The sequence below is a fragment of the Streptomyces sp. NPDC127038 genome (assembly GCF_042725875.1).
Lineage (GTDB): Bacteria > Actinomycetota > Actinomycetes > Streptomycetales > Streptomycetaceae > Streptomyces.
This window is the reverse complement of record NZ_JBHXDQ010000051.1, coordinates 56,041-68,735: the sequence shown is the minus strand read 5'-3', so window position 1 is coordinate 68,735 and position 12,695 is coordinate 56,041. Positions and strand designations below refer to the sequence as shown.

Annotated in this window: 12 protein-coding genes; 7 read left to right on the top strand and 5 right to left on the bottom strand. The window is 67.2% G+C overall.

What is annotated here, in order from left to right:
* Nucleotides 1–51: 51 nt before the first annotated feature.
* Nucleotides 52–891 (bottom strand): RNA polymerase sigma factor SigF, encoded by an 840-nt coding sequence (locus ACFWI4_RS29315; protein WP_387202122.1) that lies wholly within the window; start codon nucleotides 889–891, stop codon nucleotides 52–54.
* Nucleotides 892–2,088: 1,197 nt separating this feature from the next.
* On the opposite strand from ACFWI4_RS29315, the gene ACFWI4_RS29310 reads away from it, so the two are divergent.
* On the top strand, nucleotides 2,089–2,436 hold the full coding sequence (locus ACFWI4_RS29310; RefSeq protein ID WP_387202119.1) for a MerR family transcriptional regulator: 348 nt from the start codon (nucleotides 2,089–2,091) through the stop codon (nucleotides 2,434–2,436).
* A gap of 308 nt (nucleotides 2,437–2,744) precedes the next feature.
* On the opposite strand, the gene ACFWI4_RS29305 is transcribed toward ACFWI4_RS29310, so the two are convergent.
* Nucleotides 2,745–2,915, bottom strand: coding sequence for a hydrophobic protein (locus ACFWI4_RS29305; RefSeq protein WP_067385923.1), 171 nt, complete (start codon nucleotides 2,913–2,915; stop codon nucleotides 2,745–2,747).
* Nucleotides 2,916–3,096: 181 nt separating this feature from the next.
* Between ACFWI4_RS29305 and ACFWI4_RS29300 the strand changes: the two genes are divergently transcribed.
* From ACFWI4_RS29300 to ACFWI4_RS29290, 3 genes are all read left to right on the top strand, one after another.
* A complete protein-coding gene (locus tag ACFWI4_RS29300) occupies nucleotides 3,097–3,273 on the top strand; it encodes a CsbD family protein (protein WP_387202116.1) in 177 nt (58 codons plus the stop codon).
* Nucleotides 3,274–3,643: 370 nt separating this feature from the next.
* On the top strand, nucleotides 3,644–4,273 hold the full coding sequence (locus ACFWI4_RS29295) for a DUF402 domain-containing protein (RefSeq protein ID WP_387202113.1): 630 nt from the start codon (nucleotides 3,644–3,646) through the stop codon (nucleotides 4,271–4,273).
* Nucleotides 4,274–4,731: 458 nt separating this feature from the next.
* The gene (locus ACFWI4_RS29290) at nucleotides 4,732–5,025 is read left to right on the top strand and encodes a hypothetical protein (RefSeq protein ID WP_387202110.1); all 294 of its coding nucleotides are present in this window, start codon (nucleotides 4,732–4,734) and stop codon (nucleotides 5,023–5,025) included.
* A 346-nt stretch (nucleotides 5,026–5,371) separates the two neighbouring features.
* On the opposite strand, the gene ACFWI4_RS29285 is transcribed toward ACFWI4_RS29290, so the two are convergent.
* The 3 genes from ACFWI4_RS29285 to ACFWI4_RS29275 form a co-directional block, all read right to left on the bottom strand.
* The gene (locus ACFWI4_RS29285) at nucleotides 5,372–5,665 is read right to left on the bottom strand and encodes a putative quinol monooxygenase (protein WP_387202107.1); all 294 of its coding nucleotides are present in this window, start codon (nucleotides 5,663–5,665) and stop codon (nucleotides 5,372–5,374) included.
* A gap of 29 nt (nucleotides 5,666–5,694) precedes the next feature.
* Nucleotides 5,695–8,256 (bottom strand): GH32 C-terminal domain-containing protein, encoded by a 2,562-nt coding sequence (locus tag ACFWI4_RS29280; protein ID WP_387202104.1) that lies wholly within the window; start codon nucleotides 8,254–8,256, stop codon nucleotides 5,695–5,697.
* A gap of 222 nt (nucleotides 8,257–8,478) precedes the next feature.
* Complete coding sequence (locus ACFWI4_RS29275) at nucleotides 8,479–9,441, bottom strand: carbohydrate kinase (RefSeq protein ID WP_387202101.1); 963 nt, start codon at nucleotides 9,439–9,441, stop codon at nucleotides 8,479–8,481.
* 253 nt (nucleotides 9,442–9,694) lie between these two features.
* Between ACFWI4_RS29275 and ACFWI4_RS29270 the strand changes: the two genes are divergently transcribed.
* The 3 genes from ACFWI4_RS29270 to ACFWI4_RS29260 all read left to right on the top strand — a co-directional run bounded on the left by ACFWI4_RS29270 (nucleotide 9,695) and on the right by ACFWI4_RS29260 (nucleotide 12,689).
* On the top strand, nucleotides 9,695–10,717 hold the full coding sequence (locus ACFWI4_RS29270) for a sugar ABC transporter substrate-binding protein (RefSeq protein WP_387202098.1): 1,023 nt from the start codon (nucleotides 9,695–9,697) through the stop codon (nucleotides 10,715–10,717).
* 143 nt (nucleotides 10,718–10,860) lie between these two features.
* Complete coding sequence (locus ACFWI4_RS29265) at nucleotides 10,861–11,856, top strand: ABC transporter permease (RefSeq protein ID WP_365738051.1); 996 nt, start codon at nucleotides 10,861–10,863, stop codon at nucleotides 11,854–11,856.
* A complete protein-coding gene (locus ACFWI4_RS29260; RefSeq protein ID WP_387202094.1) occupies nucleotides 11,853–12,689 on the top strand; it encodes an ATP-binding cassette domain-containing protein in 837 nt (278 codons plus the stop codon). The genes ACFWI4_RS29265 and ACFWI4_RS29260 overlap by 4 nt, the downstream gene beginning before the upstream one ends.
* The last annotated feature ends 6 nt before the right edge of the window (nucleotides 12,690–12,695 follow it).

Here is a 12,695-nt window from a genome sequence, read left to right as displayed (position 1 = left end):
GTCCCCACCCGAGGGTGGGGAACGCCGCCGGCGCTGTGGTGACGCGTGTGCTCAGTTGGTGGCGAGCATGCCTTCGCGCAGATTGGCCAGCGTGCGGTTGAGGAGGCGCGAGACGTGCATCTGGGAGACGCCGAGGTGTTCGCCGATCTGGGCCTGGGTGAGTTCGTCGACGAACCGCATGTGGATGATGCGGCGTTCGCGGTCGTCGAGCTGGGCGATCATGGGGGCGAGGGCGTTGAAGTCCTCGACGAGTTCGAGGGAGGTGTCGTCGATGCCGATGAAGTCGGCGAGGGCGGCCTCACCGTCTTCGCTGGAGGTGATGGTGGCGTCCAGCGAGGTTGAGGTGTAGCCGTTTGCGGCCTTCCGGGCCTCGATGACGTCCCTTTCCGACAGGGACATCAGCTCGGACAGTTCCCGGGTCGTGGGCATGCGGCCGAGCCGGCTGCGGAGCTCCTCGGTGGCCTTGGCGAGCGCTACCCGGGCTTCCTGCAGGCGGCGCGGGACGTGGACGGCCCACGTGGTGTCGCGGAAGAAGCGCTTGATCTCGCCGACGATGTAGGGGACGGCGAAGGAGGTGAACTCGACTTCGCGGGTGAGTTCGAACCGGTCGATGGCCTTGATGAGGCCGATCGTGCCGACCTGGACGATGTCCTCCATCTCGTCCTGGCCGCGGCTGCGGAACCGCGAGGCCGCGAACTGGACGAGGGTGATGTTCATTTCGATGAGGGTGTTGCGCGCGTACTGGTACTCGGGCGTGCCCTCTTCCAGGACGGCGAGGCGGTCGAAGAACAGCTTCGACAGCTCGCGGGCGTCCTTCGGCGTGATTTGCGACGGGTCGCTGATCTCCGGCAGCACGACGGTCTGCACCTCGGCTGTCTCGGTCGCTGTCATGCTCGTCCCCTCCTGCGTGATCCAGCCTCGTACACAGCCTGCTCTTGCGCGGCCGGAGACGGTGTACCCCCGCTTGGGGCATGCATGCCACACGATTTCACGGTGGTTCCGCCACTCCGGTATTCCGCCGCAGGAGTGAAGGCGAAGGGAGGTTAGCCCACCGCGCCGGCAGGGTGCGACATGGGGCTCGGGGACGTGCCGGCTCGTCGGGATGCCGTGCTGCGTCCCCCTGGTGCGGGTGCGTCCGGCACCGCGGCGTCAGGGTGTGCCGCGGCACGGCGGCTCCCTTCCCTGGCTGCGGACAGGGCCACCTGGCGCGCTGCAAGTCGCTTTGAGTCCACCGCCCCGGGCGTGTGACGTGCTTGTGCCCCGGCCGCAGTCGCCAGCCCAGCCGGGGCCGTCCATCGTCGTTGTTCGGGGTCGACTTTCTCTCTGCCTGGCACGCAAAAATCTATGTTGGTCAGAGTAGACATTGAGAGATCGCCTAGTTATGGTTTCTCTCGTAGCCAAGAAGGACAGCAGGGCCCGTCAGACACGAACTGCCGGGCAGTAGTACAGGCAGTTGCAGTTGGCAGGACGGTGCGGTGGTGGAGCTTCGAAGCCAGCGTTGATGCAGGACGGCGACGGGGCTGACGACCGGACCGGGTGGCCCGCAGTGATCAGGGGTCGCCACGAGCAGAACCGCAGTTGAAGTTGCAGTACCCGTTAGTGCAGTACGCGGTATCCAGCAGCGCAGGCATGCAAGCGGTACCTCGGTGAAGGCGTCGGCTGCGGGCGCGCGTACCGGGAGGTTCGGCAGTGGGGTTCCAAGCCAGAGCAGACGCAGGACGGGCGACGGGGCTGGCTGCCGAAGAGCGACGCTTCCACAGGTCGCTACGCAACACGCAGTAGAGCAGTGCCAGCATTACGCAGTCCCCCCCTTTGGTAATGGTTGGTCAAGAGGGAAAGAACGGAGGAGCGAGGCGCCATCAGGATCGCCCGGGCGGAATGACTGAGCCCGGGTACCGCAGGACATCGATAGTGAGGTGGTCTCCGGTCGAGCAACCGCGATCCCCGCGCCCCCGACAGCAGTCCGGTCGGGCCCGCGGAAACAGAAGGCCGGTGCAGTATCAGGGCCGGCAGATGGTGTAGCAGTTCCTTCGGGGCCCTGGCGCAATGGCGCCAGGGCCCCTCCACGCGTTTCATGAGAGAGGTGCAGTGACAGCAGACGACTCGTTCGGTCGGCTCGATGACGACGACTACCCCGCCTACACGATGGGCCGGGCCGCCGAACTCCTCGGCACCACCCAGGGCTTCCTGCGCGCCATCGGCGAAGCCCGCCTCATCACCCCGCTGCGCTCGGCAGGCGGACACCGCCGCTACTCCCGCTACCAGCTGCGCATCGCCGCCCGCGCCCGGGAACTCGTCGACCAAGGCACACCCATCGAGGCCGCCTGCCGCATCGTCATCCTCGAGGACCAGCTCGAAGAAGCCCGGCGCATCAACGACGAATACCGCAGCGCCTCCCAGTCCGCAGACTCTGCAGTATCACGGCTCCCTCATTGAATTGTGCTTGCCCTCAGCCGAACTGCGATGACTCTTCAGGCGTCATCGAATCCGGTGACCTTCCGTCAGAAATGCGCGTGCTCATACCTCTGATCCCGCACTCGCTGGGAATTACGTGGATGGCCGGAGGCGTCGTGCTGGAGGGCCATGGTTCCTGGCGTCACGGCCGCCTCCGGCCATGACCCTGCAGCTACCCCCGAACCGGAGGAATCATCACCTTCGTCCTGCGATCGCGGGGACGGGACATGGGTGGGGCCCGACACCACGGTATCGGGCCCCACCCATGATTGTGCTGCTGTTGTGGCTGTCTACCAGCGGTACCAGCGGCCGCGCTTGCCGCCGCTTGCTGTCGGGCGGATCACGAAGCCGAGGACCCACACGATCAGGACGATGACGGCGATCCACCACAGTGCCTTCAGTGCGAAACCGGCACCAAAGAGGATCAGGGCGAGCAGAAGAACAAGAAGAATAGGAACCATAGTTATCAACCTCCGGACCCTCGTGTGCCCGGCGGTCCGATCTTCACTCCTGCCAGTCTTATGTATTTCTTAGACGGTCCGCGCGGCGAATACGTTGTGGTCCTCGGCTGGTTTGAGGATGCAATACGCGGTGACACGGATGGCGTACTTGCGTTTCCGAGTGAGGCAGGAGTGAGTGGTTGTGGCTGCGGACGAGAAGGCTCAGGCCAAGGGCGAGCAGGTCGAGGGCAAGGTCAAGAAGGTCGTCGGCGGCGCGGTGGGCAACGAGTCGCTGAAGGCCGAGGGCCACGCCAAGCAGTCCCAGGGTGACCTGCGGGCGGCCAAGGAGAAGGCCAAGGACGCCGTCCGGCCCAAGTAGCCTCACAGCACTCCTGATCCCGGCAGCCTGTTAGCTGCCGGGATTTGTGCTGCCTGGGGCGGACCGCCGGCTCAGGCAGCCGGCTGCGGTGTGAACCGTGCACTCGCAGCGTCAGTTGCACCGGGATGGGGGAGTGGGCGCCGTCGGGGCCCAGGTGGGAAAGGTTCCCTTGCGGCCGCCGGTGCCGCCGATGCTGATCCTGCGGGGCCTGGCCCGGTCGGCGATCGGGATGCGGAGGGTGAGGATGCCAGCCTCGTAGTCGGCGCAGACGTGCTCAGTGTTGAGGGTGGCGCGATCTGAGAAGCTGTGTCTGAGGCCTACATGACAGGTCTTCATGGCAATGTCAGAGGCCACTGGCATGATCGCGTGCATGGATATCACCAGTGGGCAGATACTCACTTGGAACCTCTACCTCGGCGGGCAGCTCAGTACCGCCGGCCCGGTCCGCGTCGTAGAGCTCATGGAGGACGGCCTGCTGCTGTGGCTCAGCGTGGGCTCGCCAGTCTGGGAAGTTGAGCTGCCTGGCGATGCCCATCTTCGGGATATCCCACCGCAGAACCGGCCCGAGGGGGGATATCCGGTGCGGCCCGATGCCTGGCACCGGGGCAGTGCGCTCATCTACCAGCCGACCGGCGCCTCTCACGCCGTTTGGTGGCTGTTCTCTGCTGACATGCAGTTCCAGGGGTGGTACGTCAACTTCGAACGCCGCTTCCGGCATAGCGACAGCATCAATGTGATCGACCTTGAGCTGGACCTCACCGTGGCGCCCGACCGGACATGGCAGTGGAAGGACGAGGAGTCGTTCGAGGCCAAGACCGGTCACCCTGCGTACTGGACGACTGACGAGGCAGCCGCGATCCGTGCTGAGGGCAAGGAGGTCGCCCGGCTCGCAGAGGCTGGCCGCTTCCCCTTCGACGGCAGGTGGTGCGATTTCCGCCCGTCGTCTGACTGGGGACTGCCGGACAGGCCAGCCGAACCGACCGCCACCCTTCTCGACTGAATTTCGCCTGGCAGAAGCCGGTGAAGTCAGCCGGTCGTACGGTAACTGCATGGGCAGGGGCCTGATTCCCCGGCTGAGGCTGGTCGCGGTGGTTGAGAACAGCGAGACGGGTCCGCGGTTGTGCCGTGGGTGCGGTGGTCCGCTGATGCCGTTGGCGCAGTCGACGGCGGTGTTCTGTTCGTCGGCCTGCCGCTCGCGGCAGTGGCGCCGGCTGCGGCGGACGCGGGCGAGGACCGAGGCGATCCAGGCTGGCAGGACAGCTGACTGCCCCGAGTGCGGGACGAGTTGGACGGCCGGGGTGGAACATCCCGCCTCGGCGCGGTACTGCTCTCCCCGCTGCCGCAAACGGGCCTGGCACCGGCGGCGCACGCAGCAGGTCGGGGTGTGAGACCGCGCGTCGCACCGGGCCGGGACCGCTCCACGCGCCGGGGTCGTGCGCTCTGGCAGGCGGCCGGAAAGTGGTCCTGACCGGCCCGGAACTGCAGAACAACTACGAGTGCGCGTGCGGCACCTGGGCCCGGATCACCCACAAGAACACTCTCGCCCAGCACCTCATGCCAGAGGGCGAACCGTGCCCCCTGTCCGGAGAACCGATCACGGCTCCCGCCGCCCCACGTCCCGTCGTGGACGGGCTGCTGCGCCTGGTGCCGCCCGCCCCGACGCAGGGATGGGCGAAGCCGGTCACCAGCGGCGGCTCCAGCGTGTTCGCGATCCTGGCCGGCCTGCCAGGCCACGGACGACGTCGCCGCTGACCGCCCGTGCGGAGCTCCGGTGTGGCGATGACGGGTATGCCTGTTGGGGGGGTGTCTGGCCACTGGTGGAAAGGTCCCCAGCTTCCAGGCCGCCCCCCCAGCTGCCGGGTCTCGGTGTTGGTGCGCTTGCCCGCGACCTCGTTGAGGACTGGGAAACGGTCGTGACCGAGACTCCGGCTGCTGCCGCCGCCTGATCCACCTGCCGACGCGGTGCTCAATCGCGTCGGCAAGGGAGTACGGGATGCGACTGCGCCCCAGCGACGGGCCGTGTCAAGCTCGTTACGGCTTCGTGCTCACTGGGATGTGCGGTGGTGCCCACCGCGTCAGGGAGGCGGGTTTGGCACCGTCACGCCAGGGGATCGAGGAAGGTCAGCACGGAGGCGTCCTCTTCGATCAGCGGGCTGAGGGCGGTGTTGAAAGGGCCGCCGTACGGGGCGTTCAGGTGTGCCTGGAAGGCGTCTTCGTCCCGGTACACCTCGAAGATCCAGTAGGCGCGGGGGTTGGCGGCCTTGGTGTAGACGTCGAAGGCGATGTTGCCTTCTTCCTTGCGCACCTTCAGGGCGTAGTCCCTGATCAGGCCGGCGACCTTGTTCTCAGCTCCCTCGCAGGCGGTGAACTCGGCAAGCAGTGTCTTTTTCACGGTCTTGTTCTCCTTTTCAGCTTTGACCGTTACTTGTGGGCGGAGTCGAGGTGCCAGACGACGGCCTTGTCCAGCTTCACCGATCCGTTCTCGGCGAAGACCTGCACTCCCTGGCTGGCGGGGTCGGGGAAGATCTGGTCGGTGATCGTGGCCTCGCCGCTGCCGCCGAAGACCTCGACGGACGACCAGTCGACGAGGATCCGGAGCTTCACCTTGCCGTTCTTGGCCTTCAAAGGTGCGGTCTGGACGCCGGGGAAGCTGCTGTTGAAGTCGACGGCGCCGGAGTGGGTGCGGTCGACGTAGAGCTCCTGTGTCGTGGTGTCGTAGCCGATGACGGTCTCCTCGCCGCCTGCGCCGGTCCGTACCTTTAGACCGAAGCGTTCGGCGTCTTTGAGGGAGAAGGTCGCCTCGATGTCGAGGGCCTTGCCCTTGGCCGCGGGGCCGGTCAGGGTCTTGGAGGTGTTCTTGACGGTCATGCCGGCCGCGTACGCCGGGTGCTTCTGCCGCAGGGAGGTCACGCTGGTCACGGGCTTGCTGGTCAGCCGGATGCGGCCGTCGATGGTGCGCAGGGCCATCGTGCGGGGGATGCTCTGCGCACCGCGCCAGGGGGACGTGGGGATGGCTCCGCTGTAGTCCCAGTTGTTCATCCAGCCGATCATGTAGCGCTTGCCGCCTGGCGCGTTCTCCCAGGACACGGCCGCGTAGTAGTCCTTGCCGTAGTCGGCCCAGTCGGCGCGCTGCACGACGGACTGTGCGGCTGTGTCGGCGGCGGTGAACTGGTCGGCGAGGAGGTGGCCCCAGCCGGCGGTGTTCATGTCGACGATCTGGATTTGTGCCTTCTTGCCCGCGTAGGGGCGCATGTCGAAGGAGGCCCAGTCCAGGTTCTCGCTGTTGGAGCCGGTGGCGCTGCGGACGACCTGGCCGTCGACGATCAGGTTGACGGATGTCTCCTGGGATACGGGCTGGGCCTGGGTGTCGGAGAGCATGATGTGGTCGACGTTGAGGTGGCCCCAGCCGCCGCTGTTGTCGTCGACGATTTTGATCTGCGCCTTCTTGCCGGCCAGGTCGCGGACGTCCCAGGAGGCCCAGTTGAGTGCCTCGCCGTCCTGTCCGGTGGTGCTGCGGACCACCTTGCCGTCGACGAGGAGCTCGACCGCGGTGGGGTTGTCGGAGTCGGCCGGGTGATTGCCGCCGCCGATGAGGAAGTTGACGTAGTTCTTGTCGATGGTGAATTCGGGCGAGGTGAGGGTGCCGGTGGTGGAGTCGCCGTTCCGGAAGCTGTTGACCAGGCCGCTTCCCAGGTAGCCGGAGACTTCCATCTGGTTGGGGAGTGTGCCGGTGGCCGGTGCGGTGCCGAAGGCGTCCCCGGTGGTTGTCCAGTCTCCGTAGGTGCCGCCCTCGAAGTCGGCGAGGACCGTGCCGGCGGGCGGGGGGCCCTGCTCCATGACGGTTCCCGGGACGTGCGGGTGCCGGCCGCCGCCGACCTTGAAGTTCAGGTACTTGCTGTCGACGGTGAAGGGGGGCGAGGTGAGGGTGCCGGTGGTGCCGTCACCCGAGTGGAAGCTGTTGGCGAGGCCCTTGCCGTCGAACCCGGCGACCGTGCCCTGGCCCTCCACCGCTCCGGCTGTCGGCGCCTGGCCGAACGCGGTGCCTGTGGTCGTCCACGAACCGAAGTCGGTGCCCTCGAAGTCCTGTATCACGGTGCCGGTGGGCGGGGTGTAGGTGCCCTTGTCCTCGGCGGTGAACTTCGTGCCGTCGAAGTCGCCGACGAAGTACTGAGCGGCCGATCCGCCGGCGATACCTCCGGGGTTGATGTTGACGACCAGGACCCACTTGATCCTTTTCTTGTCGCCGTCGACCGGGAGAGGGAACAGGTCGGGGCACTCCCACACACCGCCCGTCGCGCCGGCCGGTCCGAAGTCGCTCAGCAGGTCCCAGTCCTTGAGGTTCTTGGAGGAGTAGAACCGCACCTTGTGCTCGGCGGACAGCGACACCGTCATCAGCCAGCTCTTGGTGGGCGCGTACCACTGGACCTTGGGGTCGCGGAAATCCTTGGAGCCGATGTCGATGACGGGATTGCCCTGGTACTTCGTCCAGGTGCGGCCGCGGTCGGTGCTGTAGGCGAGCGACTGGGCCTGCGTGCCGGTGGACTTGGCGTAACTGGTGTAGATGGCGACCATGGGCGGGTTCTTCTTGGTGCCGAACCCGGTGGTGTTGTCCCAGTCGACGACCGCGCTGCCGGAGAACACCATCTCCTTGTCGTCGTGCGACAGGGCCAGCGGCAGCTGCTTCCAGTGCACGAGGTCCTTGCTCACCGCGTGGCCCCAGGACATGTCGCCCCAGGAGTTGCCGTTGGGGTTGTACTGGTAGAAGAGGTGGTATTCGCCCTTGTAGTACACGAGGCCGTTGGGGTCGTTCATCCAGTTCTTCTCGGGCGTGAAGTGGAACTGGGGCCGGTAGGTCTCGGAGTACCGGGGCGTGTCGGCGGCTACGGCCTGGGGGGCCAGTGCGGCTGCGGACAGGGCGCAGGCGGTCGCCACCGCCGCGGTCATCCGCACGCGGGCACGTCGGGATACACGTCCAGAGCTCATGGTGTCTCCTGTGCTGTGGCCGTCCACCGGGCGGAGCCTGTGGCTTCCGCGTGGACCGGCCCGAAGAGTGACACCCTGGTCGGCGTGGTCGTCCACCCCGCCAACCAGGGGTGTCATCGTTGACTTGTGTCATCGATGACATCGAGTGGCCCGATGATGAGCGGAATCGGGCCGCCGCGTCAACGGTTCGGGCGCGATTGCCTTGCGCGGCTCGCGGGCCTGTCAGGCGCCGCCGACCGTCGCAAGCTCCGCCAACTGGTTCCGCCACGGCGGATTGGGGCCGGCAACAGAGCAGGTCAGCGCCGCGACCCGAGTGGCGAACCGGCAGGCTTCCGCGACATCGTCGAGCCCGAGAGCGTCCAGCCTGCCGCCGAGGAGTCCGCGGGCTCCGAGGTGGTGCAGCAGGCCGGCGGTGAAGGAGTCCCCAGCCCCGACCGTGTCGACCACCCGCGTGGGTGCCCCGGACACCAGCAGCCGCCGGCCGTCGAGTGAGGCCAGGGCGCCGTCGGCGCCGAGCGTGATCACGACGAGCCGTGCCCCGGCAGCGTGCCAGAGGTCGCACGCCTGCTCGGGCGGTGTGCCCGGCAGGAGGAGCTTCAGGTCGTCCTCGCTCAGGCGCAGGATGTCGGCAAGACCGCACCAGCGTGCGAGCTTTGCGCGGTAGACCTCGGGATCGACCAGCAGCGGCCGGACGTTGGGATCGATGCTGATGGTGGCCCGGGGGGAGGCCGCTGCCAGGAACCCCTCGATCGCGCCCGCGCCCGGCTCGCTGACCAGGGCCAGTGACCCGGTGTGCACGCAGGCCGTCTCGGTCAGGTCCACTCCGGCCAGTTCTCCGGGGGTCCACTGCCAGTCGGCCGTGTGGTGTGCGTGGAAGGAGTACGCGGCCTGCCCGGTGGCATCCAGCTCCGCCACGGCCAGCGTGCTGGGCTCCGCGGCGGCGACGGCGTCCGACAGATCCACACCGGACGCCTCCAGGTGGGCCCGGAACATGCGGCCGAACACATCTGCGGACAAGCGCGCGAGGAAGCGGGCCGACGTGCCCAGCCGGGCCAGGGCCACCGCCGTATTCGCAGGTCCGCCGCCCGGCAGAACCCGCAGGGCGAGTTCGTTCGAGGCATTTGTCGGTTCGGTGAAGGCGTCCGCGACGCACTCTCCCAGAACGGTGATCTGACGCGCGCTCATGGGCTGCTCTCTCTCGGAAAGGCTCGGAAGGTCCGGCAAAGGGCCACGGCGACGCAGCCACTGACGTGCCGCACGGAGGCGACGGCCACGGACGTTGCCGATTTGTGACGGGCGGAAGGCATTGACGTTGCCGGGATCCAGAGTCCATCATCCTCGCCAGGCAGTGTCAACGATGACATAAGTCAACGATGACACCCCGGCGGCAGTTCAGATCCCCATCCCCGTGCCGCTCGCTATCCCACAGGAGTCGATCATGTCTCGCACCACTCGTCTGTCCTCTTCCCTCCTCAGAGCCGCCGCGGTCACGGGCGTCGCCGCCCTCACCTTGACGGCCTGCGGGTCCGGTTCCGGTTCTGGTTCCACGAGCTCCGGCTCGGGCAGCGTCAAGGTCGGTCTGATCACCAAGACCGACACCAACCCGTTCTTCGTGAAGATGAAGGAGGGTGCGGAGAAGGCCGCCAAGGAGAACGGAGCCCAGCTGTCCACCGCGGCGGGCAAGTTCGACGGGGACAACGCGGGTCAGGTGACGGCCATCGAGAACATGGTCGCCTCGGGTGTGAAGGGCATCCTGATCACCCCGAGCGACTCCAAGGCGATCGTGCCAGCGATTCAGAAGGCCCGTGCCAAGGGTGTCCTGGTCATCGCCCTGGACACCGCGACCGATCCGCAGAACGCGGTCGACGCCCTCTTCGCCACCGACAATCTCAAGGCCGGCGAACTGATCGGCGAGTACGCCAAGGCCGCCATGAAGGGCAAGACGGCGAAGATAGCGACCCTCGACCTGGCGCCGGGCGTCTCCGTCGGAGTCCAGCGGCACAACGGTTTCCTGAAGGGCTTCGGCATCGGCGAGAAGGACCCGGCCGTTGTCTGTTCCCAGGACACCGGTGGCGACCAGGCCAAGGGGCAGACCGCGATGGAGAACTGCCTGCAGAAGGCTCCCGGCATCAACGTCGTCTACACCATCAACGAACCGGCTGCCCTGGGCGCGTACACCGCACTCAAGGCCAAGGGCCGGGAGAAGGACGTCCTGATCGTGTCCGTCGACGGCGGCTGCACCGGCACCCAGGCCGTCAAGGACGGCAAGATCGCCGCCACGTCCCAGCAGTACCCCCTGAAGATGGCCGCCGAGGGCGTCAAGGCCATCGTGACGTACGCCAAGGACGGCAAGAAGGCCTCCGGTTACACCGACACCGGCGTCACTCTGATCACCGACAAGGCGCAGGACGGGGTCACGTCGAAGGACACCGGCTACGGCCTGGAGAACTGCTGGGGCTGAGCCGCCCCACCCACGCCACTCCCCTCAGCGGGGCGGTCGGCCCCACTCCCCGCCCAGGCCGACCGCCTCCCCTTGTCCTGGCAGCGAGGGTTTCGCCCTCGCTGCCAGCCGCAAGGACAACTGTCTTCCACCAAGGACTTCGCATGACAGCCACGACCACGCCGTACTCGGAACTCAAAGCACCGACGACGGTCCGCAGACTGCTCACCGCGCCGACCACCGGCCCGCTGGTCGCCCTCCTCCTGGCCTGCGCCTTCTTCTCCCTCTCGACCGACCAGTTCCTGACCGGCGGGAACTTCTCGCTGATCGTGCAGCAGATCATGGTCGTCGGCATCCTCGCCATCGGACAGACCCTGATCATCCTCACGGCGGGCATCGACCTGTCATGCGGAGCAGTGATGGCGTTCGGCAGCATCGTCATCGCCAAGATGGCGGCTGAGGGCACCCTCCCGCCACTCGTGGCGATCATGCTGGGCCTGGTCGTCTGCGGCGGCTTCGGTCTGCTCAACGGGCTCCTGGTGCAGAAGATCCCCCTGCCCCCGTTCATCGTGACCCTCGGCATGCTCAACGTGGCGTTCGCACTGACCCACATCTACTCCGCGGAGCAGACCGTCACCAACCTGCCCGGCCCGCTGACGGCACTTGGAGAGACCTTCCCCCTCGGCCACACCGACATCACCTACGGCTCTCTGGTCACCATCGCCCTGTTCCTGCTCCTCGCCTACGCACTGAGCAGCACCGGCTGGGGCCGCCACGTCTACGCCCTGGGCAACAGCGCCGAGGCCGCCCGGCTCAACGGCATCCGCACCTCCCGGCTGACCATCGGTATCTACACCGTGGCCGGCCTGCTGTACGGGATCGCCGCTCTGCTGCTCATCTCCCGCACCGGAGTCGGCGACCCCCAGGCCGGACAGACCGACAACCTCGACAGCATCACCGCCGTGGTCCTCGGCGGCACCAGCCTCTTCGGCGGCCGCGGCTCGGTCCTTGGCACCTTCATAGGTGTCCTCATCGTCGGTGTGTTCCGCAACGGCCTTCAGCTGATGGGTGTTGCCTCCATCTACCAGACCCTGATCACCGGCGTTCTGGTGATCCTCGCGGTGACCGTCGACCAGATCTCCCGGAAGAAGACCCGATGACCGCCACCTCCTCTCCCACGCCCGTGCTGCAGGCCCGCGGTCTGGTCAAGCGGTACGGCCAGGTCACCGCCATCGACGGCGCCGACTTCGACCTGCTACCCGGCGAGGTTCTCGCCGTCATCGGCGACAACGGCGCCGGCAAGACCAGCCTGATCAAGGCCCTCACCGGGGCAGTGGCCCCGGACGCGGGCGAGATCCGCCTCAACGGCGAACCCGTCACCTTCTCCGGTCCGCAGAGCGCGCGCGCCCACGGCATTGAGACGGTGTATCAGGACCTGGCCGTGGCCGCCTCCATGGACATCGCCTCGAACATGTTCCTCGGGCGCGAGCTCCGCCGGGCCGGCGTCCTCGGCAGTGTCTTCCGCATGCTCGACAAACAGCGCATGCGCCGAGAGGCCGCCGAGCACATGGCCGACCTGAAGATCGGCCTGCGGTCGCTGACACAGCCGGTGGAGACACTCTCCGGCGGACAGCGCCAGGCCGTGGCTGTCGCCCGTTCCGTCGCCTGGGCGCGCAGCGTCGTCGTCATGGACGAACCCACCGCCGCCCTCGGCGTCAAGGAATCCGGCCAGGTCCTTGACCTCATCCGCCGCGTCCGCGACAAGGGCATGCCGGTCGTCCTGATCAGCCACAACATGCCCCACGTCTTCGAGATCGCCGACCGGATCCACGTCCACCGGCTGGGACGACGAGCCGCCCTGATCAAGCCCTCCGACTACTCCATGGCTGAGGTCGTCGCCATCATGACCGGCGCGCTCACCGTCGACGAGGCCGGAGATACTGTCATCGCGGATTCGGAAGCCGCGAAAGCTGCCGGCGTCCAGGCACACTGACTCAGC